The following is a 24,971-nucleotide window of genomic DNA, read 5'->3' on the forward strand; positions in this document are numbered from 1 at the left end:
GAAAGTTATAAAGAGACGTAAAATTAACTTTCACCTTTCAACTATACCGAGCTTCCATCCCGCGAACCTCATCATTCACCCGTCCATTGTCATAGGCCAGTTGCCCGTTGACGAATGTTTTCCAAACGGCATGATGGAATGTATAGCCTTCGAAAGGAGACCAACCGCATTTATACAGTATATTTTCTTTTGCCACTGTCCAGGTTTCTTTCGGATCGACCAAGACAAGGTCGGCATAATAACCTGGACGGATATAGCCACGGCGATCCACGCGGAAAAGTTCTGAAGGCATGTGAGCCATCTTTTCCACCACTTTTTCATAAGTGAAACGGCCTTCCATCGCCAATTCCAGCATAACAATAAGCGAATGCTGGATCAGCGGACCTCCGGAAGCGGCTTTCAGGCAACTTCCCTCCTTTTCGGAAAGGAGATGCGGGGCATGGTCGGTCGCCACAATATCGATCGTGTTGTTATTAACGGCTTCACGCAGTGCCGTACGGTCTGCCAGCGTCTTAATCGACGGGTTCCATTTGATACGGTTTCCGAACTGTTCATAATCGCCATCGTAAAACCAAAGATGATGCACACATACTTCACCTGTGATCTTCTTTTCACTAATCGGAAGCTTATTACTCAACAAAGAAAGTTCTTTTGCTGTCGAAAGATGCAGAATATGCAGACGGGAACCGAGACGGGTAGCCAGTTCAACTGCCTCGGACGAGGAAGCATAGCAGGCTTCCTCGCTACGGATCTTACTATGGAAGGAGATATCCAGGTCGTCACCGTGCAAGCCCGTATAATGAGCGATGTTCCGTTTGATGACCTCCTCCTTTTCGGCATGGATAGCGATAAGCATCCCGGCTTCGCCGAAAATACGTTCCAGGCTATCCTTCTTATCGACCAACATATTACCGGTGGAAGAACCGAGAAAGAGTTTCAGACCCGGCACACGGCTACGATCCAGTTTACGGATTTCATCCATATTGTCGTTCGTCCCGCCGAAGAAGAAGGAATAGTTAGCAACCGACATTTCAGCTCCCCGTTGCAATTTCCATTCCAGATCGGCAAGAGTTGTCGTCTGAGGCTTCGTATTCGGCATATCCATGAAGGTAGTCACCCCACCAGCTACGGCAGCACGGCTTTCGCTAGCGATATCGCCTTTATGCGTCAATCCCGGTTCACGGAAATGCACCTGATCGTCGATAGCACCCGGAAGCAAGTATTTACCTGTAGCATCTATCACGGTCGCATCACCGGACTCAGCCGGAATTGTCCCTTCATATACTGCGGCAATCTTATCATCTTCGATCAGTACCGAACCGGTGAAGGTGCGGCCTTCGTTAATGATAGTGGCGTTTTTTATCAGCGTTCTATTCATATTTCTTTTATTTTAGTCGTGACAAAGGTACGAAATTCTCCAGTTTTAATATTCCCAAAGAAGACGGGATATGGAAATCCGGTTCGGCAGCATCAGGGACGATCCAGGATGACCAGATCACGCGCTCCCCGGCATCGTCGAAATAATCGGCCCGGTAAACACCCATGCGGATTTCACCTTCCGGAGAAATCAACCCTAATTTTCTTAGCGTCTTCAACGAAATGCTCCCTTCCACACGGTAAGAATCTTTGCCGACGGAAGTTGCCAACTTCAGATCCTTGAAGTTCCAGTTAAAATCAAACTTACGATAGTTATGCGCTTCATAATCCATCACTTTCCCCTTCGGATCGATCTCCGCACAATAATACGTCTTCATCTCCGGATCCTTGCTCATAAAAAACTCGATCCGGTCTCCATTACCGACAGAAGCCTCCGTCTTCTCGTCATTATAAACCAAAGTAGTATCAGACACCTCATACAGGAAATACAGGTTCTTTTGATCATGACAGGCATAAAAAGCGGTTTTGTCTTTTTCCGCCCCGTCCCAGGGAGCGATTAGACCAGTTACAGCCGAGACGTTTTTCCAGTCGTCTTGTTTACCATCCACTTTGATTCCTTTGGAAAAAGGAGCACTGATAAACGGTTGGGCAGAAATGCTTTTTCCCGGTTCATGGCAGGGAGGGAAGACGATCTTCACATCCTTCCCATTCATTTTGAGCGACAGGGAATGTTGCTTGTGTGTCGGATCGGCAGCTTCGATCAACCAATTTCCATTATGCAGACGGAACATATAAATACCCGGAGTCTGTAAATCGACCTGCAAGTCTTTTTGCAAGTTTACTACCTGCGGCTCATACGCCGTCACATAAAAACAGTTGCCGGCAGCAACAGCCTGAATGGATGTGTCATTCCGGATCACCCGGATATCCTGTACTGCAAAAGCTGCGGTTTTTTCGGCGGTAGAAGCTGGAAGGATCAAATATTGGTAATCGGCGTTATCCTCTCTTCCATGATCGATATAGAGACTAACAATCTCTCCTTCTACCATTTTAGGAGCATATGATCCCATAAAATCACACCAGCGCCCGGATCGCTTTTCCGAAATGGCCACATAGGCGGAAGGTTGTAACAGAATATACCCTGTGTTATCATGGAAGAAACGTTGTTCCTCCGGAGAAGAAACATACTTTCCCTGTACCGGCAACCAATTACCATCGGCATATCGGAGCAAATCGCCCCGTTTCACCCGCTGGTCTACAGATGTCGTAACCGCCAAAATGCTGTCCGAACGAATCCCGGCACCTAAGCAAAGGACATAATCGCGGGTAAAGATCCAGGACTTGTGCGCCTGCAAACCATCCCGATCCAAGACCATTGCCGTCATTCCGGTTTCACCATCCGTCACACCTCCGACAAAGGCAGTCTTATTCCTCACATGCGCCCCATAATTGAAAAAAGCAGGAACGGGAGCCTCGCTCTCATAAGCGGTAATGCCTGGAATCTTCCGCCAGTCCCAGAAAGGAAAAATATTCAGATACTCGTCACCACGACAGTACGTATAAAGAGCACCGTCGCCCATATAAAAGCCTTTCAAATTATCTTCGTTCACCAACTCCGTGCCGATCACCCGGTCAGAGGCCATCTTGACCGAAGCCATCCAGGTGGAGAAACGATGAACGGTCTGATCAGAATCCCAGAAATGTTTATGCCCGATGAAAGCACTACCTTTTCTTTCGGGAGCATAGTTATCTTTCAGGAACTCATTCATCTGCCGGATATCTTCAGCGGAACTGCCACGCATCAGGGCATTTGTGGCAAAAGCCAGACTGAATGCCTTGTGTATCTGCCCGCTATGAAACAATTGCCGGTCCAGAGCATTGACATCCATATACCCTTTCCAGACAATCCAACGATAGCCGTTCAGAAGGAAAGAATTCAAAATTCCCTGTTGTTCCTTGTTCAGGGCAAAAACGGTTCCCGCAAACAGGCCGGAATAAGAACTCATCTCCGTCAGGAAAGCCAATCCGTAGTTTCCGAATTGTTGCTGCGGTCCGTGCTGATGAAAGCTCCAGTCGCTTTTGATCCCTTCCTGCATACCAGTCATAATCTCGGATACAATAGTATCACGGGCAGCCTTTACCAATTCGAAATCATCCTGCAACAGTCCACGCATCAACACATTCCCGGCAAGCCAGACTTTATTCTGTCCTGTCATGCCGAACTTGGCATTTTCCATCACCTCGATGGCGGCTTCCTTTTCCTCCGGGTTCAATTGTTCTTTCATTAGGAGGAAAGCTGGTCCCAATGTCTTGGGAACACCGATCTGGTTATACCACCAGTTCTTACAGACCGGTTTCTCCCGGAACCAGTAGCCCAATGCCAGGTGAATGACCGATTCGAGCTTCGGTTCCCAATGACAATCGCCCTCTTCAGCCCTGTACAGCTTGGCTAGTCCCAGCACCCGGTCGGCATGTTCCTTGACAGACCAGCCCGATCGTTTCTGGTCGTTATAGTTAATATCCGGCCAGGAACCGTCTTCTCGGATCGTTTCCATATATCCCGCTATTTTCTCCACGTTGAAAGGATAACGCTGGTGGAGTTCAACGACAACCTGATCGGATATTTCCGTTTCAGGCTGTATACCTGACAAGAGTTCCACCAATGAAGCCATCCGGTCGTCATTCGATATAAAAGACTGGATATAGTTTTGTTGAAGCCGTTCCAATTCCTGTTGCGGTGTCTGTGCAAACAATGGAACCGCCACAAAAGAGAGTAGAAAAAAAGAGACTTTATTTCGTAAATTCATGGTATATATTATAGATTATTCATACAACTAATCCGCAGCCCAATTCAAGCTCCTACCGACCGCTTTATGCCATTCGGTAAGCAAAGTCTCGGCCGTTTCTTCATGCATTTCAGCACTAAAGATATTATCCAAGGACCACTGTTCTTTCAGTTCATCCACATCTTTCCAGTAACCGATCGCCAACCCTGCCAGATAGGCGGCACCCAAAGCCGTTGTTTCAAGGACACGAGGACGAACCACCGGACAACGACAGATATCCGCCTGGAATTGCATCAGGAAGTTATTAGCAATCGCTCCACCATCCACACGGATCTCTTTCGGCTTGGCATGTATATCGTTTTCCATAGCCATCAAGACATCGTAGACCTGATAGCAAATACCTTCCAAGGCGGCACGGGTCAGATGGGCTGTACTTGTTCCGCGCGTGATTCCGATGATGACTCCACGGGCATACTGGTCCCAGTAAGGAGCTCCCAACCCGGTCAGCGCCGGAACAAAATAGACACCTCCGTTATCCGGCACGGAATTGGCCAGCTGCTCCGTGATAGCGGCACTCTGTATCAATCCTAACTCGTCACGCAACCATTGAACGACCGCACCACCGACAAAAACACTTCCTTCCAACGCATACGTCACTTTCCCATCCAGTTTCCAGGCAATAGTCGTCAACAAATTATTTTTAGATAAAACAGGCTTGCTTCCAGTATTCAGAATCATAAAGCATCCTGTTCCGTAAGTCGTTTTAATCATACCGATATCCGTACACAATTGTCCGAACAGGGCGGCTTGCTGATCACCGGCCATTCCCGAAACCGGGATACCGGTCTTAAATATCGGGGTGGAAGTCTCGCAATACACTTCGCTACTACTTTTCACTTCCGGCATCATGGATGCCGGAATTTGGAAAAGGTCAAGCAGTTCCTTATCCCATTCCTGCGTATGAATATTGAACAACATCGTACGGGAGGCATTCGTAATATCCGTAATAAATTCGGTTCCGCGGGTCAGTTTCCAAACCAACCAGGAATCGACCGTACCGAAACAAAGCTCCCCACGCTCGGCACGTTCCCGGACACCCTTCACATGATCAAGAATCCAACGTATCTTCGTAGCAGAAAAATAAGCATCGATCACCAATCCGGTCTTCTGCTGGATCAGAGAGGCATACCCCTTTGTTTTCAATTCTTCGCAATAGTCTGCCGTACGTCTGTCCTGCCAAACAATGGCGTTATAGACAGGGAAGCCGGTCTCCCGGTCCCATATTATCGTCGTTTCACGCTGGTTGGCAATACCGATACAGGCAATATGCATATCCGTCACATCCGCTTTAGCCATAGCCTCCTTGATGGCAGACGATTGTGTGTACCAAATCTCGTTCGGGTCATGTTCCACCCAGCCAGGCTTAGGGAAATACTGCTGGAATGTTTTCTGCGCTAGTGTGATGATATTGCCCTGATGGCTGAAAAGGATGGCTCTCGAAGAGGTCGTGCCCTGGTCGATAGCCAGCACATATTTATTTCTGAAATTCATATCTTTCGTCTCATTAGATTATTTTAATATAATGGGAAACTACCCGGTTAAAGTCTTTCAACCGGACGGTCTACCATGTTTTATCTTTTCCCCGTTCCATATCCCATATCATGAAAAGTTAACACATACAAATCTAACAAATAAATTCCAATTAAGGTTCCACCGTCATGAAAAAGAAACACACGGATATAATAAAAAATGCATGGCCATAAAATGAAAATTCCATAACCACGCATTTTTTATTGCACTTAAAAGCAAGCCTGTTTCTTATTCAAACATCTTATCAATGCCACCCACATCTGCCGGAGTCTGTTTTCGTTCCTCTTCGGTGGCCATTTTACAAGGATTCTGATACTGTTCGGGAATGTCGAAATCCTCTTCCTGCGAATAGCCCAACGTTTTGTCGGCATAAACTTTCTGCATGTAAAGTCCATAGATTGGCAGAGCCATACTAGCTCCCTGTCCTTCCGACATCCGGTCGAAATGGATAGAACGATCTTCACCGCCGACCCAGACACCGGATACCAAGCTCGGCGTAAAACCCATAAACCAACCGTCGGAGTTATTCTGCGTCGTACCGGTCTTTCCTCCCATCGGCGCTTTGATGCCATAACGGGCACGAATACGACCACCAGTACCACCGTCTATCACATTTTTCAACATGTGGAGCATCTTATAAGAAGCATCTTCCGTCAATACTTCACTCATCTGCGAATTGAAATTCGCAATCGTATTGCCGTAAGGATCCTCTATTCGGGTCACATACAAAGGTTCGACTCGTATGCCTTTGTTGGCAAAAGTCGTATAACCGCTTACCATCTCACCAACCGAGACATCTGGAGTCCCCAAACAAATCGAAACTACTGGATCCATTTCGTTCTTTAATCCGAACGAATGCAGCAGACGAACAAACGTATAGGGAGACAATTGGCTCATCAACCAAGCCGTCACCCAGTTGTCGGAATTCTGCAATCCCCACTGTACAGAAACCATCTCACCGATCCGTTTCTTATTCGAGTTACGGGGTTCCCAAAGCCGTCCGTTCTCATCGGTCAGGCGTTGTTGCACGTGCAACATCTCGTCACACGGACTGATACCTTCAATCATTGCAAGGGAATAGAGGTAAGGTTTAATAGTGGAACCGATCTGACGACGGCCTCCATTCACCATATCATACTGGAAATCATTATAATCGATACCACCCACATAGGCTTTCACATGACCGGTGCGCGGATCCATCGACATGAAGCCGGTACGCAGGAAACTCTTATGATAGCGGATCGAATCCAACGGAGACATCGTCGTGTCTATAGCACCTCCCCAACTGAACACACGCATCTCGACCGGTTCGTTAAAGGCAGCCTTTATCTCTTTCTCACTCGCTCCCGCCTTCTTCATGGCACGGTACCGATCTGTCTGGTGCATAGCATGCATAAAGATCGTATCAACCTCGCCTTGACGTAAATCACGGGAAAACGGAGCATAACTTTTTCCTCTCTTCTCTTTAAAAAATGCAGGTTGAAGATAACCTCCGATATGCTCACGGACGGCATCCTCAGCATATTTCTGCATACGGGAATCAATGGTCGTATATATTTTTAAACCATCCGTATACAAATTATAGAATTCTCCATCAGCCTTTTTGTTCTTGTTACACCAACCGTATGCAGGATTCGTTTCCCAGGCAACCGAGTCTTCCTTGAACTGCTGCATCTGCCATCCCCGATAGTTTTTACGCTCAGGTTTCTTCGCCGTCAAAAATAAGCGCAGATATTCGCGGAAATAAGGAGCCAACCCTTCCTTATGATCCATACGACTAAAATGAAGTGTGAGCGGCAAAGCCTTCAGCGAGTCACATTCCGCCTGCGTTATATAGCCGGCTTTCTGCATTTGTTCCAAAACCGTGTTACGCCGTCCGCGTGTCCGCTCGTTATGGCGCCTGGGATTAAAATAAGAGGGATTCTTACACATTCCGACAAGTGTCGCCGCTTCCTCGATCTTCAACGTCTTGGGCGTCTTTCCGAAATAAACACGGGCAGCAGACTGGATTCCCACGGCATTATAAAGAAAGTCAAACTTATTCAGGTACATATTAATGATCTCTTCCTTCGTATAATAACGTTCAAGCTGGACGGCAATCACCCACTCGATCGGTTTCTGGAACAAACGTTCCATCACATTGTCAACACTTGGAGAAAACAATTGCTTTGCCAATTGTTGCGTAATGGTACTACCACCACCACCACTTTTCTGCATCAAAATGCCTCTCTTGACAACTGCACGAAACAGTCCCTGCGCATCGATACCGCTATGTTTGGCAAAACGGACATCTTCCGTTGCGATCAACGCCTTCACCAAATCGGGAGATAGATCGTTATAATTGACCATGATACGGTTATCCTGGCTATGCGCATAGATACCGAGTGTTTTCCCATCAGCAGACACGACCTGTGAAGCATATTTATCAATCGGGTTTTCAAGCTGTTCGACCGGTGGCATATAGCCTATCGAGCCTTTGGCTATTGCTGAAAACAATAAAACAACAGCACCTACCGCTATCACAAACAGCAGCCAGAACGAAATTATAATACCTTTTGTTACCTTTGAAGCCACTTTTCTCTATTTTTCTTGTTTTGGGCACAAAGGTAATAATTTATTAAGACACTCCCTCACCACAGCATCAAGCAATTTATGTTAAACCAAATACTTCGCCAACAAATAGCCACCACCTAACAACCAGATATACAATACTGCCGCCAAGATGAAAGGTTTCGCTCCGGCTTTCTTAAACTTCTCGATACTAGTTTCCGTACCCAATGCCGTCATGGCCATCGTCAACATAAATGTATCTATATTATTGATCCCGTCCACAACTGCATGAGGCAACAGATCAAAAGAATTAAAACCAATCACAGCCAGGAAACCGAAAGCAAACCACGGGATTGTGATCTTACCCCGTTTTGCTGTAACGGCTGCTGTTTCCTTTACGCTATCAGATACGGCTTTCACGGCGGTACGCGCCAAAGCAAAACTCATCATCACCAAGACGGGAGCCAGCATCATAACGCGAATCATTTTCACGATAATAGCCGTATCCGAAATTTCCTTTCCCATAACATTACCTGCACCTACGACATGCGCCACCTCGTGCAAGGTCGATCCGGTATAAAGCCCCATTTGTTCAGATGTCAGGTCCAATATGCCTGCACGGTACATGGCCGGATAGATAAACATCGACAAAGTGCCGAAAATAACGACTGTCGAAACGGCCACCGCTGTTTTATGCGGCTCGCTTTTCACGACCGGCTCGGCTCCCAATACGGCAGCAGCCCCACAGATCGCGCTACCGGTGGATGTCAGCAAAGCGAGATCTTTATCCATTTTCAGCAAACGCCCGACCAATAAACCTATGAATATGGTAACCGCCACTATAATCGCATCGATCAGGATGGCCGGAAGCCCGATCTCGACCACGCTCTGAAATGTCAGCCTGAAACCATACAACACAATACCGGCACGCAGTACCTGCTTCGTACAAAACAAAATACCGGGCACCCATGTCTCAGGCAGATGATTGCGCAAACTGTTCGCATATACCATTCCCAACAGAATACCGACGATCAGAGGACTAAAGGATAGATTTTTGACAAAGGGAAACTCTGCTATGTAAAAAGCAGAACAAGAGAAAAGGGCGATCAACAGAATGCCATGAAGTACGTTACTCCTTTTTTCGCTAAACATATTCAATCAAGTTTAAAATCCATTATTTTTTAAAACCGTGGCAAAAGTAAGGCTTTTTTCCTCTATCCTTTCCTAATATATTTTTATAGAGTATAACATCAGGTTATCGCCAGTTTTGGCAGGCATATCGGATGAAGCTCTCTTCCACTCCCCCGTTCTGTCCCTGCGGCTCGGCAAAGGCAAACATCCGTTCGGCGCGGAACCCCTCCACTTCGATCACCTTCAGCCTGCCGGACATCAATTCGCGGGTCACGGCACGGATAGAAACAATTCCCAACGCCTCGGAGTTCTCCAAAAACAACTTAATACTTTCCGTACTCCCCATCTGCAACACCACATTCAGTTGCGAAAGTTTCACCTGATGTTCCGCCAAGGCAGCTTCCACCACATCCAGCGTTCCCGAACCGTTTTCGCGCAGGACAAGAGGCAGCGTACGAAGCTGTTCGAGCGAAATCTCGTCATAGGCCGCCAATGAACTGCCCGTATGCGCCACGACGACCAGTTCGTCTCTCATAAAAGGGGTATAGTGAAGTGTGCTCTGGTGCGCCGTTCCTTCGATCAGGCCGAGGGTGATCTTTCCCTCCCGCAAGGCCTGTTCGATATCGCGGCTGTTCCCGTTCAGCAAAGAGACTTTTATCTCCGGGAACTTCTTGATAAAAGAGGCGAGGACAGGCGGCAGCACATATTGGGAAATCGTCGTACTTGCCCCCAACCGCAGTTCCCCGGCAAAATTATCCGTCAACAGGTTCATCTCGAAATCCATCTGCCGGTATGCAGCCAACAGCTGTTTCGTATGCGACAATAACAATTCACCCGCATGGGTCAGTCCGATATGGCTTCCCACCCGATCGAACAACGGTGTTTTATATTGCACCTCCAATTCATGAATATGCTTGCTGATGGCTGGCTGACTGATAAACAACTCTTTTGAAGCCTTCGTAAAGCTCAAATTCGTGGCTACGCTGTGAAATACTTTCAGACGAAAATCCATAAATATATTACTTTTTACTTTACCAAACTCATTAACGTGTCATAACTGTCAATCTTGCCATACTTAACTTCGGAGAAACTCTGATTTAGAAGACAATCTGCTATTAAGGTCATCTACGACATGTTCATTTATATTTTTTATTAGTTTAGGGCTCCATACTACTCAATCAGGCAAATGTTTCATGACAATTGCAAAGATAATCAAAATATCACTACTACCCCATCAAAATCGGATTTCTATCCCATGTTTTTAGAATAGTATTGCGGGTAATATTTTTTAACACAACAAATATACAGCTTTACTGTAATACATATAGCAAAACGATATTTGTCCAAAATGCACATCTGCATTGTTTAGGCACGAACTCAAATAAAGTCAATTATTATTTCACAAGGATAAATTTTACAATATCCCCTGTTTTTTCTATTTCAATCGAAAAGCTGAACGCTTTCAGATTGACCTTTACACACCAAAACGGCACTTTTCGTGGCATATATGAAAACCGTCCACTTGGAAAATAAAAAAAGCCGGCTGTTTGTCAATCTTTTTACCGGAATTCCCGACATTCCGACAAAGCTAAACTCCCGGAGAATCGGATATCCGGGGAAACAAAAGGGAGAGTCAAGGAATATGGAAAGAAATCCGAGGGTATTTTCAAGGATTCCGGCACCCCGTTTCCGTGACGACCGTCTTCATCGCCGTAAAAACAGACTTCATCGCCCCAGGATGCCGACTTCCCCTTATACAAAGACGGTCGTCATGGCAACGAAGACCGTCTTCGCGGGAAAAAACTGCGCACCTCACGGGAACAGTCTTTTCCTAACCACCTTTTAAACAGAAAACAGACCTCTGCAAACCGTTTATTTTAACTCAGATTTTGCAATTTCAGATCGTTTTTGACAATAAGGGGGCTCGCCATGCGATCCTAATCTTACTTTGTCTATCTTTTTTTAAACCACGACCCAATCTTCAAATGGCAAAACAGAATGAGCACTAAACGGATTATTCAAAAAAGGCAACAGATCACCTTCGTCATCTCCGGCTTTTTCATACTTTTGTATATTATAATTCTTGACAGAAGCATACATAAGATAAATATGAAAAGGAAAAAGAAAATACTGACGATCATCGTTCTGGCGACTATAACCCTGATATTCATACTCCCGGCTATCGGGTTCAGCATTCTGAACTGGGGAGTATTGCCGCCAGAGAAACTGACGCCACTGGTTATCGAGCAGGCAAATAAGTTCATCGATGCACATTTGGATTGCGAACGGGTGGAACTGACCTATTTCGAAACCTATCCTTATTTAGGCGTGAAGCTGACGAACGGCCACCTGATCTCGCACGCAGCCGAAGATTCGACCGCCCATGAAGAAGAACTGGCAATTCCTTCCGATTCGCTGCTTGCTTTCAACCGGGCAACCCTGTCTTTGCAACCACTCGATTACCTTTTTGGTAGTAAGATCACCATCAAAGACTTTTCCATCGAGAACCCGCGTTTCTATGGATTCGTCAATAAAAACGGACGTGCGAACTGGGATATTTACGAAAGTGAGACGGATTCGACAGAGACCGATGCAGGCAAAAAGCCCCTGCCGCCTATCGACCTGCAAAAGGTACGCATCTACGGAGGACATTTCACGTATGACGACCGCCAAGCTGACCTTTTTACCGAAATGCAGGGCTTCTTCGTACGCCTTGACGGTTCATTGGCTGGAGGAGCCAATACACTCGATTTGGAAATGGGCTGTTCATCCCTTTTATTCAGTAACCCAACTTATACATTGAAAAACGACTTGTCACTTCATCTCAAAAGCAGGTTAGTGCTCGCCGAACACTACAACTCGACTACCTTGAAAGATGCGGAATTGAAGGTGAACAATCTGCCTTTCACCGCCGATGGCACTATACGCCACTTTCCGGAAAACCGACACACCCGTATCGATATGGATATGGGATTGAAAATCTCGGATATGAACGATCTGCTGAAATTCATTCCCGATGCCTATTTCCAGAATCGCGATAAGATACAAGCGGAAGGCTCAATCCTTATGGAAGGAAGCATTCACGGTTTCTTAGGGGACAGTATCGTACCAAATGCGAACCTGTGTTGCAAAATAGAAAACGGCTCCTATCATATAAAGGACATCAAACAAGGTATCGACACACTGGAAATGGACCTAGATATCCATCTGAACGGACCTTTTCCGGATTCTTCTTTCGTCTCGCTCGAACAACTCACGATGAAAGGGCTCAACACTTCATTGGATATGCAGGCCAAAGTAACCAACCTGTTCAAAAATCCGGCCGTCCGGGCCGGAATGAAAGGTAAAGTGGACTTCACCCGGTTGGGACAGGAATTCCTTAATCCGGACACGCTGTTAGTGGAAGGTGTAATGGATGCAGACCTATCGACCACTTTTACCGTGAATGACCTTGTCGAAAGCCGGTTCGGGAAGATACACAGTTCAGGAAAACTCAATATTGACAAGCTAAAAGCGTTCAGCCAGTCACTCGGCATGGATATTTTCATTTCCGATGCCTATCTGACAATCGACACGACACACCAGAAAAGTCTTTACATCGAATCACAAAACCTGATGCGGATGACGATGGGAATAGATAGCCTGAATATCAAATATAAAGATGAAATCAGCACGAACATAAGTAAATTGGAAATGCTTGCTCAAACATCGCCTGTTATTGATACAACAGCCGTCATACCGATGACCGGGCAATTGGCCTTCAACCATCTGAGAACCCGAACGGCCGATTCCGTCTGGATCGTGGCCGGACGTTCCGAACTGAAAGGTGGTATCAAACCGTCCACTTCCGACAAACTAACCCCGACTGCAGCCGCTGTCATTTCGATCGACACACTGAAATACATCAGTATGCCTTTACGGACAGGCCTCTCCCTGACGGGAAGCTCGTTTACGATCGAGGCCCTTCCCTATCGTGATGCACGACGCCTACAGATGGCAAACCGGCAACGCCGCACACTGACCGACGAACAACGTGTACATCTAACAGAAAAGAGAAAGAAGATGGCCGGGAAAACTGCCGTCGGCGACAGTAGCAAAACAGAAGGTCAATTCCTGCGCAAATGGGAAGCACGGGGCAGCATCTCTTTCAAACAAATGCGCGGTTTCAGCCGCATGTTCCCACTCCCGATATGGATGGAGCCGACGACGATGAGGTTCAACACAAACGACATCACACTGACAGATGCCCGCCTGCATCTCGGCAAAAGTAATTTCACCCTTAACGGCGAGATCAGCCAGATCCGGAAAGCGATGCTCCGCGGAGGAAAGTTGAAAGGAAATTTCAATCTAAATTCGGATTATATCGATTGTAATCAGTTGATGCAGGCAGTCAACAACGGTATGCAATATGGGGAAAACACGGACCTACTAATGCTCAGTGATGAAAATATCGCACAACTCAATACCGAATCGCTGCAAGATAGTATCGCACAAACAGAAACCGACACGACCAGCCAATTATTTGTTCTTCCAGCCTTTCTCGACGTGGCTCTCCATACGAATGCAAAACGTATCGATTTCAAGGATCTGGAATTAAAGAACGTGGTCGGCGAGATTGTCCTGCGCGATCAGAGTATCAACTTGAGCAAGCTCAATATACAATCCAATATGGGGAATGGGAACCTGACAATGGTCTACCGGGCTAAGAACGGACAAGAGGCAACCGCCGGTTTAGACCTCGATATGGAAGATGTGAAGGTGGAGAAGTTGATCGCCCTCTTCCCTTCCATCGACACATTAGTCCCGATGCTCCGTTCGTTCGAAGGTGTTTTGGATTGTCAGGTCACGGCTACTTGCAAGATGGATTCGACCATGTCTCTCATTATGCCGTCCATTAACTCGTCTTGCTATCTACACGGGGACAATATGGTACTGCTCGATGGAGAAACATTTACCGAAATATCCAAGACACTGATGTTCAAAAACAAGAAACGGAATATGATAGACAGTATTTCAGTAGACCTTGCCATCAAAGACAATAAGATCGAAGTCTTCCCATTCTTGGTGGAAATGGACCGTTACAAAGTGGCTGTCGGCGGAACGCATAATTTGGACATGACATTCAATTACCATCTATCGGTACTCAAATCGCCCGTTCCTTTCAAATTAGGAATCGACATCACCGGCAACCTGGATGATTTCAAATATAAGATCACGAAATGTAAATACAAGGATATTTTCAAGCCGGCCAAGCAAGCGGAATTGGACAGCACACGCAAGAATATCCGGAAAGATATCCGCGACGCAGTACGCAAACAGATCGAGGAAGCTGCGCCGGAATTAGGAAAAGACTTAGCTTTGGTAAAGGCTGCGGATGTATGGGAACCTTAACGGTTCCCATACATCCGCTCGTAATATTTCATATAATCTCCTCCCGTGATGTCTTCCACCCACTTCTGGTTGTCCAGATACCAACGGATCGTCTTGACAATTCCGGTTTCGAAAGAAGTTTCAGGTGTCCAGCCCAATTCGTTTGTAATCTTTGTCGGATCAATGGCATAACGCTGGTCATGGCCCAAACGGTCTTTTACAAAAGTAATCAGGCTGTCGTTGATCCAGTCGATGGAAATCTGCCCGTCCGCACCGATCTCTTTTTTCTTCAGAATCCGGCGGTATTCGGGTTGTTCCGTCATCAATCGGCGAATGGTACTGATTGTCAACTTCACGATCTCGATATTCTGCTTCTCGTTATGGCCTCCTACGTTATAGACCTCCCCTGCCCGTCCCTTATGGATCACCAAGTCGATAGCCTTGCAGTGGTCTTCCACGTACAGCCAGTCGCGTACATTTGTCCCGTCACCATAAACAGGAAGCGATTTACCTTCGAGAATGTTTTTAATAATCAGAGGTATCAGCTTTTCCGGGAAATGGTACGGACCATAATTGTTGGAACAACGGGTGATGCTGACCGGCATCTTATAAGTTTCGGAGTAAGCTTGTACAAACAGATCGGCACTCGTCTTGGATGCACTGTACGGACTACGTGGGTCCAATGGAGTCGTTTCATGGAAATAGCCTTCGGCCCCCAGGCTACCATACACCTCATCGGTAGACACTTGGTGGAAACGGACACCCTCACGCCATTCAGGATAACCGGTAGCCGCTTTGCCCGTCACCCACGCTTTACGAGCAGAATCGAGCAGATTTTGAGTACCTAATATATTCGTGACCAGAAAAAGCTGCGGATTCTCGATACTGCGGTCCACATGGCTTTCCGCCGCAAAATTAACGACATAATCGAACTGGTATTTGGCAAAGAGCTCGTCCGTCAACGCACGATCGCAGATATTACCTTTCACAAACTCGCAACGCTCCCCGTCGATGTCTTCGGCAATCGTTCCGAGATTACCGGCGTAGGTCAGCAGATCCAAAACCACAATCTTTATTTCGGGATACTTCGCCAACATGTATTTAATGAAATTAGCGCCTATAAAACCAGCCGCTCCGGTAATCAAGTAAGTTTTCATATCTATATTTTTAATTCATAATTCAAAACTCAAAATTTATCTCAGCGTCTTGCAGTAAAGCAGCATTCCTATCTTTATCCGACAAATTGAGGATAGCCGGTTCCGTGATCTTCCAGTCCACCCCGACCGTCGGATCGTCAAAACGCAATCCGCGCTCATGTGTAGGTGCATAAGGGTTATCGACTTTATAAGTAAAAACCGCTTCCTCGCTCATGACATGAAAACCGTGGGCGAATCCCTGTGGGATAAAAAATTGACGTTTATTCTCATCGGACAACTCGACTGCTACATATTTCCCGAATGTCGGAGAACCTTTACGCAAATCGACGGCCACATCCAAAACACATCCTTTTATCACGCGTACCAACTTGGACTGCGAGTAAGGAGCCAACTGGTAATGCAATCCTCTCAACACGCCTTTTGATGAACAAGACTCGTTATCCTGCACAAATTCCACTTTGCCGATATGTTCTTCAAACTCCGCCTTCTTCCAAGCCTCCATAAAGTAACCGCGTGCATCTTTAAACACTTTCGGTTCAATGATCCACACACCGGGGATTTCAGTTTCAATATATGTCATTATCTTATTGTTTATGCTAATAGATGACAAAGTAACCTCTTTTTCCTTACTTCTCCAAACCTCCCCGAAAACAAAAAGAGAGAAAAAGATTTGCATATTCCAAATATATTATCTTTCTTTGCACTCGCAAAACCGGAATGTTTACAAAAACATATTGGTTCCTTGGATGAGTGGCTTAGTCAGCGGTCTGCAAAACCGTGTACGGCGGTTCGAATCCGCCAGGAACCTCTTATAATTGAAAATTATTTTTCACGACTTTATTTCGGTTCCTTGGATGAGTGGCTTAGTCAGTGGTCTGCAAAACCATGTACGGCGGTTCGAATCCGCCAGGAACCTCAAAAAAATCCTCTTAGCAAGTTTTTGTTAAGGGGATTTTTTATTTTTGTCCCGTAATCGGGTATTAAAAGAATAAGATTATGCATTACAAAATCACGACGCTCGTGGAGAATGCCGTCTACAGGCGGAACTTACAAGCGGAACACGGGCTTTCATTGCTTATTGAAAACAACGGGTATAAAATATTATTCGATACGGGACAATCGGATCTATTTATCCGCAATGCGACACTTTCGGATATCGAGATTGCGGAAGTGGATTTCCTTATCCTGTCACATGGACATAGCGATCATACAGGAGGATTGCGGCATTTCCTTTCCGTCAATAAAAAAGCTTCGGTTATCTGTAAACAGGAAGCCCTTTATCGAAAGTTTAAAGATAAACGGGAGAACGGAGTCATTGACTCCAACCTGTTGGATTTATCCCGATTCCGTTTTATCACCGGGCAGACGGAACTTATTCCCGGATTGTTCCTATTCCCGGACCTTCCGGTTATAAATCCTGAAGATACTCACTTCGAACGATTCTTCACCCAAACGCCCGAAGGAGTTGTTCCCGATATTTTCAATGACGAACTGGTGGTCGCATTGATAGCAGAAAACACATATTCCGTATTGAGTGCCTGTTCCCACCGGGGAATCACCAATATTCTCCGGACTATCGGCAACTGTTTTCCAGGATATACATTCAAACTCCTGGCCGGAGGTTTTCATATCCACAATGCCCAGGACGAGAAATTCAGTATCATAGCGGACTACCTGAAAAACAATCTGCCGGAACAGATCGGGATTTGTCATTGTACGGGTATAGACAAATACGCGTTATTCCGGCAGACATTCGGAAACCGTGTGTTTTACAACTACACGGGAAATACGTTTTATTTATAAATCTTGGCAGCCCAACCACCGCCAGGAGCCATCTTCACCTTTACCTTGCGATCGGCAGGAACTGGTATGACTTCCTTTTTATAATCACAGGCGGCACGATCGGCATTGATGCCATCTTTGAACAATTCCAGTTTATAATTGCCATCACCCAAGAAAGACAGGTCAAGTTCCACCTCACGGGCATCCCAATTCGTCAAAGCGCCCACATACCAATCATTACCGTGAAGGCGAGCAATAGCAACAAATTCACCCACTTTACCATCCAGAGCAACCGTCTTTTCCCATACGGTCGGGATATTGGCGATAAATTCCGTACATTCGGGTTCCCGGTTATAGTTGGAAGGATTATCACACAACATGTTCAGCGGAGATTCGAAGATCACATAAGTAGCCAACTGATGGCAACGCGTTCCCTGACTCATCGGTTCGGTATAGATCGGAGCATAATTTTTACGGATCGCATTGCGCATGGCGCCCTGTGTATAATCCATCGGACCGGCAACCATACGGACAAAAGGAATCGTCACGTCGTAAAGCGGCATATCGTAGGTACTGGCTACCCATTTCATATTTTCCAAACCATGAACGCCTTCATAGTTGATCACGTTCGGATAAGTACGTTGCAAACCTGTCGGTTTACAGATACCATGATAATCGACCATCATCTTATATTTCGCACAAGTTTCGGCTCCTCTGTAGAGGAAGTCGACGATCTCCTGGTCGTCGCGATCCATAAAGTCTACCTTGAATCCTTTCACACCCATATTGGAATAATGCTTCACCACCTTTTCCATATCCCGGTCGAATGCATGGTAGCCCGCCCAGAGGATGATTCCGACATTCTTGGATTTGCCATAATTCACCAGTTCCGGAATATCGATTTCTGGAATAACCTGCATCAGGTCCGCAGCCATATTGACAGACCAGCCTTCATCGAGAATCACATATTCGATGCCATGTTCGGCAGCGAAGTCGATATAATATTTATAGGTTTCAGTGTTGATACCGGCACGGAAATCCACATCGTAAATGTTCCAGTCATTCCACCAATCCCATGCCACCTTACCCGGTTTCACCCAGGAAACATCCTGCAAACGGCAGGGAGAAGCCAGACGATACACCATATCGCAATCGGCCAGCTGCTTGTCATTCTCAGAGACGATAAACACACGCCACGGGAAAGCACGCGTGCCGCTTGTCTTGGCTATGTAATCTTCGCGTTCTTCCACTAACATCTGCAAATTATTGTGACCGCCTTGCTTTTTCACTTTCGGATAAGAGGCGAATATCGGCTTCAACACCGGCTTGTCGGTCGAGTTATTCAGGAACATTCCGGGATAATCTTCCAGGTCAGCCTCGGTGATACAGAGTTTCTTGCCACCGTCCAGTTCCACCAGGAGCGGAAGGATCATCAGGCGCTTGCTGTTCAGCTTCGTGATCGGTTCATGTACATACGGCTGCTCGAAAGAATTCATGAACTGTTCCTCAAATGTAGCCTTTTTACTGTTCACGTAAGGCGCAAAAGCCATATGGTCGGAAGAGAAAGTATAATCGGCTTCTTCATCCACGACGACGATATCATTCTTCATCTTCGTCGTGAAACGATAGGCCAGACCGTCATTATACATACGGAAAACAAGGCCGTAGTTACCCCGGAACGAGAGTGTCATTTCATTATAGATATCCTGTACTTCCGTCTTTTTATAGAAAGGAGAAGGGATCACTTTATCAACTGCGGCTTTCAGCACTTTCGAGACTTTGGGGCTGGCCCCTAAGACAACTCCGTTTTGCAACGTCATGGAGATGGGAGATGCGGCAAGAACTTCAGTCCCGTCGTGTGTAAATGAGAAACGAATATCGTCACCAACCGTAACGACTGCTTGCAGTTTTTTGTCCGGCGATTGCAACTGATAGCTTTTCTGTGCCGTCAGTGACATGCTCCCCATCAAGAAGAACACAATAAGAGCTTTTAATTTCATGGTTTTCAAATTTAATTAACTGGCGACAAATATACAGGATTAATCAGGAAATGCTTTTGCAAAATTGTCTTATCTTTGTAGATATTGTATCATAATACGGTTATTAAGGAGATAATATCCATGAAAAAGCTTATTTGTTTATTGTTTTGTTGCCTGCTTTTCCTTCCGGCTGCCGCCCAATGGAAATGGCACAACCCGATGGAAGCCAGTTTTCCGGTTATCCAAAATCAAGGATTCACAAAAGAGATCGGAAATTCTTACACACGCCTGCCCGAACGTGCAAAAGGCGTGGTGAGCGAACCGGTATGGAACCTGTCGCAGCATTCGGCAGGACTCGCCATTCATTTCTACAGTAATGCCCCGCAGATCAAAGTGCGCTACACCGTTACCGGTAGCCTGAATATGCCTCATATGCCTTCGACCGGAGTGTCGGGAGTCGACCTTTACAGCATTAACAGCGACGGGGAATGGCATTTTTGTTTCGGCAACTATTCTTTCAAGGATACGATCACCTATACATATAATAATATAGGCAAAGACCGCTACCACAAACAAGGTTTCGAATACCGGCTTTATCTGCCTTTATACAACGGAGTGAAATGGCTGGAGATCGGTATACCCGAAGATGCGAAACTGGAATTCATCCCGGTTTCTCCCGAAAAGCCGATTGTCCTGTACGGAACTTCGATCGCACAAGGGGCCTGCGCCTCCCGCCCGGCAATGGCATGGGGAACGATCCTCCAACGTTCGCTGGATTACCCGCTCATAAACCTCGGCTTTTCCGGCAATGGCAAACTGGCGAAAGAAGTGCTGCAATTCATCGGCGAAATGGATGCCCGGCTGTACATACTGGATTGCATGCCGAACTTGCCCAATCAGAAGGAAGAAGATGTTACGGCTTTGGCCATCGCCGCCGTCAAGCAACTTCGGGAAAAACATTCGGCTCCCATCTTGCTGATCGAACACGGAGGCTATAGCAATATGTATATGGATTCAATAAAATACAACGAAGTCACCCAGGTTAACCGTGCTTCCCGTAAAGCATACGAGCAGATTCAGTCCGAAGGAATTAAAGATGTATATTATTTGTCCCGCGAAGACCTGAACATACCGTCCGATGGTTGGGTTGACTATGTGCACCCATCCGACTTCGGAATGAAGCAACAGGCGATTGTCGTAGAAAGAAAGGTACGGGAAATCCTGCATATTCCCCTTGGCTCCCTGACAACAACCATCCCCGTCACCCAACGCCGGGAACCGCATATGTACGAATGGCTCTCCCGTCACCGCGCTTTCCTGGAGCAGGTACGCAACCATCCGCCTAAAGCTGTAATCTTAGGCAATTCGATCACCCACTATTGGGGTGGCGAACCGGAACACCGCAACAAGAACGGACGGGAGACCTGGGAAAAAGTCATGCGTCCTGCCGGTTTCCAGAACTTGGGCTGCGGATGGGACCGTATCGAAAACGTGCTTTGGCGTATATACCATGGCGAACTGGATGGCTATAAGGCCGGAAAAGTCGTCTTGATGATCGGCACGAATAATTGTGGCCTGAACAACGACAAAGAGATCGTCGAAGGTCTCCGCTTCCTCCTTTCCGCCATCCGTCAACGGCAACCGGAAGCCTCCGTCAAAGTGATCGGCATCCTTCCCCGCCGCAATCAGGAACAATGGGTAAGGAACATCAACTTCGATATTAAAGAGATGGTGGAAACGGAAGGTTACGAATTTGCCAATCCGGGAACAGCCCTATTGCTGCAAGACGGCAAAATAAACGAAAGCCTGTTTATCGGTGACGGTCTCCATCCAAACGATAAAGGATATGAATTGATTGCCGGAGAGATCGCATCCTCCAACAAAAGTTATTGAAAAATAATCCTTCATTCCTTTATCTGTATACCGGAATATTTCGCATTCAGGGTATTACGGATGAAGGAAATGACATAATTCATTTTTCTGCCAGCAACTTTTAAGACCAAACAACCCAAGTCTTAACACAAAACAAACTGCTTCTTTTTCTTCCGCCAAATGTCGAACAAGTGTCTGACATTTGTAAAACGCTTGTTAGACTATTGAGAAACAAGCGTTTTACAACTGTGGGACAAGAACGATCATATTACTTACGAAATAAAAGACTATGAGACAAGGCGGTAGAAACGTGTAATCCGTCGTAGGCCAGATGGACATGAGGCGGCAACTCCTTCTCTACCTCCGCATGCAGACCAATGCGATGACTCATGTGGATCAGATAGGTTTCCTTCGGTTTTATCCTTTCGATATTAACAAGGGCTTCTTCCAGCGATTCATGCGTAGGGTGGGCTCCCCGGCGGAGAGCTGTCAGAATCAGCACATCCAGGCCTTCCAGTTTGGCATACTCTTCTTCCGGAAGATATTTTACATCTGTCAAGTAAGCCATATTACCGATACGATAGCCGAAAATCGGCAGTTTCCCATGCATCACCCGGATCGGCGTAACCGAGATTCCGGCAACCACAAAAGGCTCGTTTCCGATCCGGTGAAGTTCCAGGTTCGGAACTCCGGGATATTTATGGGCACGGAACACATAAGGGATACGTGTCTCGATAGCTTCCGCCACATTATCTTCCGCATATACATCCACTCCCTTTTCACGGCAAAAAGGGCGTAGGTCGTCCAATCCGCCGACATGATCGTAATGTTCATGCGAAATCAGGACCGCATCCAAACGATACGTCTTGTTGCGGATCACCTGCCAACGGAAATCCGGGCCACAATCCAACAAAATCCGTTTACCATCCGTCTCCACCAGTACGGACGTACGCAGACGCCAATCCCGTTTATCCGAACTGGTACACACCTCACACTGACAACCTATTTCGGGAACTCCGGTAGAAGTCCCCGTCCCTAAAAACGTTATTTCCATTTATCCTACATATTTTACCTCAGGCATAATCTCGATACCGAACCGGTCATGAACAGCCGTACGAATACTTTCGGCAACCAGTGCGATCTCGTGTCCTTTGGCTTCACCCAAATTGACCAATACCAATGCCTGCTTTTCATATACGCCGACCGCACCATGCGACTTGCCTTTAAAACCGCACTGCTCGATCAACCAGCCTGCAGGGACCTTCATCTTCCCCTCTCCTGCCGGATAGGACGGCATGTCCGGATATTGCCTCTTCAACTTTTCGTAATGGACAACCGGAATAACCGGGTTCATAAAGAAACTTCCGGCATTTCCCAACTCATCGGAATCAGGCAATTTTTGACGACGGATCGAGATCACAGCATCCCGCACAGCTTGCAACGTTATCTTTGGATATTTAGCCAGTTCCTCTTTCAAATTGCCGTAATTGACAGAAAACCGAGGCTTTTTGCTCAAACGTATATTTACATAAGTAACAATGTGCGGGTCGTTATGCTCATTCTTGAAGAAACTATCCCGATAACTATAAAGACATTCTTCATTTGTAAACATACGTTTCTCGAACGAAAGCTGGTTATATGTCTCCACCGTCTCGACCACATCCTTGATTTCCGTACCGTATGCCCCGATATTCTGGACAGCGGCTGCTCCGACTTCGCCCGGAATGCCGGACAGATTTTCTATCCCTCCCCAACCTTTGGAGACGGCATAAGCGACTACATCGTCCCACTTCTCGGCAGCTCCGATGCGAAGCAATACCGAATCGTCTGTCTCTTTCGCAACAGAGATACCTTTTATCTGCGAATGCAAGATAACCCCGTTAAAATCATTTATAAACAACAGATTACTGCCACTTCCGATATGCAACGACAAACATTCCTGAAAATATTCGTCCCGGAAGATCCGCCCCAGTTCTTCTTCATTCGTATATTCCATAAACCAACGGGCCTTCACCGGAAGGTGAAAAGTATTATGTTTCTCCAGCGAGTAATTCTCTTCTATTCTCATTTCGCGTATGTTTTATTTTGCAGGACAAAAGTAACGATAAATATCAAATCAATCAGCAGGTATATAAAAAAGCCTTTCAAATATAGCGACCAAAGGTTATTTAACATTTTTTGTTTCGCAAATCGTAACAAATGCATATACGTGTTGTTAAATAAGAAATGAACGCTGATTTCTTTATATGCAAAAGGAGATACAACATATCAATGAAAAGCGTACATTTGCCTTGAATATCATTAATTAAATAAAAACATTCATGAACAAAGCAGAATTGATTGAGGCCTTGGCCCAGAGATCGGGATTACAGAAACAAAAAGCGAAGAAACTATTGGAGGCTTATGTAGACATCGTAACAGAAGCTATGTCCCACAACGAGGAAATCGTATTGATCGGTTTCGGAACATTGATACCACGTCCTCAGACAGAGCGTTTAGCTCGTAACCCCAAGACAGGAACACCGGTTATGATTCCAGCCAGAACGACTGTAAAATTCAAACCGGGTAAATATTTGCTGGATGCAATTAACAAACCCGAAGAAAAGAAGTAAGACTTTTTACCTGACAAAGGGAGGCAATCTGAAAAAGGTTGCCTTCTTTTTTGCGACCTGTCCAAATTATGAGTAATTTCGGCGCCGGAAAAATGACAATTCAATCATGAAAATAGTTAATCTTGGAGAATCAAACTCGGTGTTAAACCGGTTTGTCGCAGAACTGCGCGACGTCAATATACAAAAAGACAGTATGCGCTTCCGTCGTAACATCGAGCGGATCGGTGAAATCATGGCTTACGAGATCAGTAAGGATTTCACCTACAGCAAAAAAGGTATTCAATCTCCTCTCGGGATAGCACCAATGAACACTCCCGACGATTCAGTCGTCATCAGTACGATCCTGCGTGCCGGCCTCCCCTACCATCAGGGTTTCCTCAGTTACCTGGACAATGCGGAAAATGCCTTTGTTTCCGCTTACAGGAAATACAAGGACCGTCTGAACTTCGATATTCATATCGAATACATCGCATCTCCCCGATTAACAGACAAGACATTGATTATAACGGATCCGATGCTGGCAACCGGCAGTTCTATGGAACTGGCCTACGAAGCATTGCGCACCAAAGGCCACCCGGCGCATATCCATGTCGCTTCCATCATTGCCAGCAAGCAGGCAATCGAATATCTCCAGCGTAAAATGCCGGACGACATCACGACTATATGGGTCGCGGCTGTCGATGACGAACTAGATGATCATTCTTACATCGTTCCGGGACTGGGAGACGCCGGCGATTTGTCCTATGGTGAAAAAGAATAAGATAT

16 protein-coding genes and 2 tRNA genes are annotated in these 24,971 nt (G+C 46.2%); 7 read left to right on the forward strand and 11 right to left on the reverse strand.

All coding sequences use genetic code 11. The features are described 5' to 3' along the window. Window positions 1–37 precede the first annotated feature (37 nt). The 6 genes from NQ542_RS07370 to NQ542_RS07395 all read right to left on the reverse strand — a co-directional run bounded on the left by NQ542_RS07370 (window position 38) and on the right by NQ542_RS07395 (window position 10,446). Window positions 38–1,378 carry a dihydroorotase gene (locus NQ542_RS07370; RefSeq protein WP_005635110.1) on the reverse strand — a complete coding sequence of 447 codons (1,341 nt, stop codon included), beginning with the start codon at window positions 1,376–1,378 and terminating at the stop codon, window positions 38–40. A 7-nt stretch (window positions 1,379–1,385) separates the two neighbouring features. Then, window positions 1,386–4,184: a polysaccharide lyase family 8 super-sandwich domain-containing protein gene (locus NQ542_RS07375; RefSeq protein ID WP_005635113.1), complete on the reverse strand. Its 2,799-nt coding sequence runs from the start codon at window positions 4,182–4,184 to the stop codon at window positions 1,386–1,388. A 27-nt stretch (window positions 4,185–4,211) separates the two neighbouring features. Continuing rightward, a complete protein-coding gene (gene glpK / locus NQ542_RS07380; RefSeq protein WP_005635115.1) occupies window positions 4,212–5,714 on the reverse strand; it encodes a glycerol kinase GlpK in 1,503 nt (500 codons plus the stop codon). A gap of 267 nt (window positions 5,715–5,981) precedes the next feature. After that, window positions 5,982–8,327 (reverse strand): transglycosylase domain-containing protein, encoded by a 2,346-nt coding sequence (locus NQ542_RS07385; RefSeq protein WP_005635119.1) that lies wholly within the window; start codon window positions 8,325–8,327, stop codon window positions 5,982–5,984. 81 nt (window positions 8,328–8,408) lie between these two features. Continuing rightward, on the reverse strand, window positions 8,409–9,455 hold the full coding sequence (locus NQ542_RS07390) for a YeiH family protein (RefSeq protein WP_005635121.1): 1,047 nt from the start codon (window positions 9,453–9,455) through the stop codon (window positions 8,409–8,411). Between the two features lie 103 nt (window positions 9,456–9,558). Beyond that, a complete protein-coding gene (locus NQ542_RS07395; protein WP_005635123.1) occupies window positions 9,559–10,446 on the reverse strand; it encodes a LysR family transcriptional regulator in 888 nt (295 codons plus the stop codon). A gap of 1,097 nt (window positions 10,447–11,543) precedes the next feature. On the opposite strand from NQ542_RS07395, the gene NQ542_RS07400 reads away from it, so the two are divergent. Beyond that, window positions 11,544–14,825, forward strand: coding sequence for an AsmA-like C-terminal region-containing protein (locus NQ542_RS07400; RefSeq protein ID WP_005648750.1), 3,282 nt, complete (start codon window positions 11,544–11,546; stop codon window positions 14,823–14,825). On the opposite strand, the gene rfbB is transcribed toward NQ542_RS07400, so the two are convergent. Continuing rightward, a complete protein-coding gene (rfbB, locus tag NQ542_RS07405; protein ID WP_005635132.1) occupies window positions 14,822–15,961 on the reverse strand; it encodes a dTDP-glucose 4,6-dehydratase in 1,140 nt (379 codons plus the stop codon). The two genes, NQ542_RS07400 and rfbB, sit on opposite strands and share 4 nt — an antisense overlap. Window positions 15,962–15,983: 22 nt before the next feature. Further along, on the reverse strand, window positions 15,984–16,541 hold the full coding sequence (rfbC, locus tag NQ542_RS07410) for a dTDP-4-dehydrorhamnose 3,5-epimerase (protein ID WP_036723469.1): 558 nt from the start codon (window positions 16,539–16,541) through the stop codon (window positions 15,984–15,986). Between the two features lie 156 nt (window positions 16,542–16,697). Between rfbC and NQ542_RS07415 the strand changes: the two genes are divergently transcribed. The 3 genes from NQ542_RS07415 to NQ542_RS07425 all read left to right on the forward strand — a co-directional run bounded on the left by NQ542_RS07415 (window position 16,698) and on the right by NQ542_RS07425 (window position 17,764). Then, window positions 16,698–16,769: transfer RNA gene (locus NQ542_RS07415), tRNA-Cys, on the forward strand. A gap of 36 nt (window positions 16,770–16,805) precedes the next feature. Then, a tRNA-Cys gene (locus NQ542_RS07420) sits at window positions 16,806–16,877 on the forward strand. Window positions 16,878–16,957: 80 nt separating this feature from the next. Beyond that, entirely contained in the window at window positions 16,958–17,764 is an 807-nt protein-coding gene (locus tag NQ542_RS07425) for an MBL fold metallo-hydrolase (RefSeq protein ID WP_005635138.1), read from the forward strand. Here the strand turns inward: NQ542_RS07425 and NQ542_RS07430 are convergent. Further along, window positions 17,755–19,743, reverse strand: a complete 1,989-nt coding sequence (locus NQ542_RS07430; protein WP_005635140.1) for a glycoside hydrolase family 97 protein — start codon at window positions 19,741–19,743, stop codon at window positions 17,755–17,757. The genes NQ542_RS07425 and NQ542_RS07430 overlap by 10 nt on opposite strands. Window positions 19,744–19,863: 120 nt before the next feature. Between NQ542_RS07430 and NQ542_RS07435 the strand changes: the two genes are divergently transcribed. Continuing rightward, window positions 19,864–21,615, forward strand: a complete 1,752-nt coding sequence (locus NQ542_RS07435; RefSeq protein WP_005635142.1) for an SGNH/GDSL hydrolase family protein — start codon at window positions 19,864–19,866, stop codon at window positions 21,613–21,615. A gap of 247 nt (window positions 21,616–21,862) precedes the next feature. Here the strand turns inward: NQ542_RS07435 and NQ542_RS07440 are convergent, their stop codons facing one another. Continuing rightward, window positions 21,863–22,648 (reverse strand): MBL fold metallo-hydrolase, encoded by a 786-nt coding sequence (locus tag NQ542_RS07440; protein ID WP_005635145.1) that lies wholly within the window; start codon window positions 22,646–22,648, stop codon window positions 21,863–21,865. Beyond that, the gene (gene murB / locus NQ542_RS07445) at window positions 22,649–23,662 is read right to left on the reverse strand and encodes a UDP-N-acetylmuramate dehydrogenase (RefSeq protein ID WP_005635147.1); all 1,014 of its coding nucleotides are present in this window, start codon (window positions 23,660–23,662) and stop codon (window positions 22,649–22,651) included. A 253-nt stretch (window positions 23,663–23,915) separates the two neighbouring features. On the opposite strand from murB, the gene NQ542_RS07450 reads away from it, so the two are divergent. Together NQ542_RS07450 and upp are read left to right on the forward strand one after the other, a co-directional pair. Further along, window positions 23,916–24,206 (forward strand): HU family DNA-binding protein, encoded by a 291-nt coding sequence (locus NQ542_RS07450; RefSeq protein WP_005635153.1) that lies wholly within the window; start codon window positions 23,916–23,918, stop codon window positions 24,204–24,206. A gap of 106 nt (window positions 24,207–24,312) precedes the next feature. Further along, window positions 24,313–24,966, forward strand: a complete 654-nt coding sequence (upp, locus tag NQ542_RS07455) for a uracil phosphoribosyltransferase (protein ID WP_005635155.1) — start codon at window positions 24,313–24,315, stop codon at window positions 24,964–24,966. The last annotated feature ends 5 nt before the right edge of the window (window positions 24,967–24,971 follow it).

Origin of the sequence: Parabacteroides merdae ATCC 43184, assembly GCF_025151215.1 — a bacterium.
Lineage (GTDB): Bacteria > Bacteroidota > Bacteroidia > Bacteroidales > Tannerellaceae > Parabacteroides > Parabacteroides merdae.

Coding starts and splice junctions, on each gene's coding strand:
- NQ542_RS07370 (WP_005635110.1), bottom strand. CDS start 1,378: ATGAATAGAACGCTGATAAAAAACGCCACTATCATTAACGAAGGCCGC.
- NQ542_RS07375 (WP_005635113.1), bottom strand. CDS start 4,184: ATGAATTTACGAAATAAAGTCTCTTTTTTTCTACTCTCTTTTGTGGCG.
- glpK (WP_005635115.1), bottom strand. CDS start 5,714: ATGAATTTCAGAAATAAATATGTGCTGGCTATCGACCAGGGCACGACC.
- NQ542_RS07390 (WP_005635121.1), bottom strand. CDS start 9,455: ATGTTTAGCGAAAAAAGGAGTAACGTACTTCATGGCATTCTGTTGATC.
- NQ542_RS07395 (WP_005635123.1), bottom strand. CDS start 10,446: ATGGATTTTCGTCTGAAAGTATTTCACAGCGTAGCCACGAATTTGAGC.
- NQ542_RS07400 (WP_005648750.1), top strand. CDS start 11,544: ATGAAAAGGAAAAAGAAAATACTGACGATCATCGTTCTGGCGACTATA.
- rfbB (WP_005635132.1), bottom strand. CDS start 15,961: ATGAAAACTTACTTGATTACCGGAGCGGCTGGTTTTATAGGCGCTAAT.
- rfbC (WP_036723469.1), bottom strand. CDS start 16,541: ATGACATATATTGAAACTGAAATCCCCGGTGTGTGGATCATTGAACCG.
- NQ542_RS07425 (WP_005635138.1), top strand. CDS start 16,958: ATGCATTACAAAATCACGACGCTCGTGGAGAATGCCGTCTACAGGCGG.
- NQ542_RS07430 (WP_005635140.1), bottom strand. CDS start 19,743: ATGAAATTAAAAGCTCTTATTGTGTTCTTCTTGATGGGGAGCATGTCA.
- NQ542_RS07435 (WP_005635142.1), top strand. CDS start 19,864: ATGAAAAAGCTTATTTGTTTATTGTTTTGTTGCCTGCTTTTCCTTCCG.
- NQ542_RS07440 (WP_005635145.1), bottom strand. CDS start 22,648: ATGGAAATAACGTTTTTAGGGACGGGGACTTCTACCGGAGTTCCCGAA.
- murB (WP_005635147.1), bottom strand. CDS start 23,662: ATGAGAATAGAAGAGAATTACTCGCTGGAGAAACATAATACTTTTCAC.
- NQ542_RS07450 (WP_005635153.1), top strand. CDS start 23,916: ATGAACAAAGCAGAATTGATTGAGGCCTTGGCCCAGAGATCGGGATTA.
- upp (WP_005635155.1), top strand. CDS start 24,313: ATGAAAATAGTTAATCTTGGAGAATCAAACTCGGTGTTAAACCGGTTT.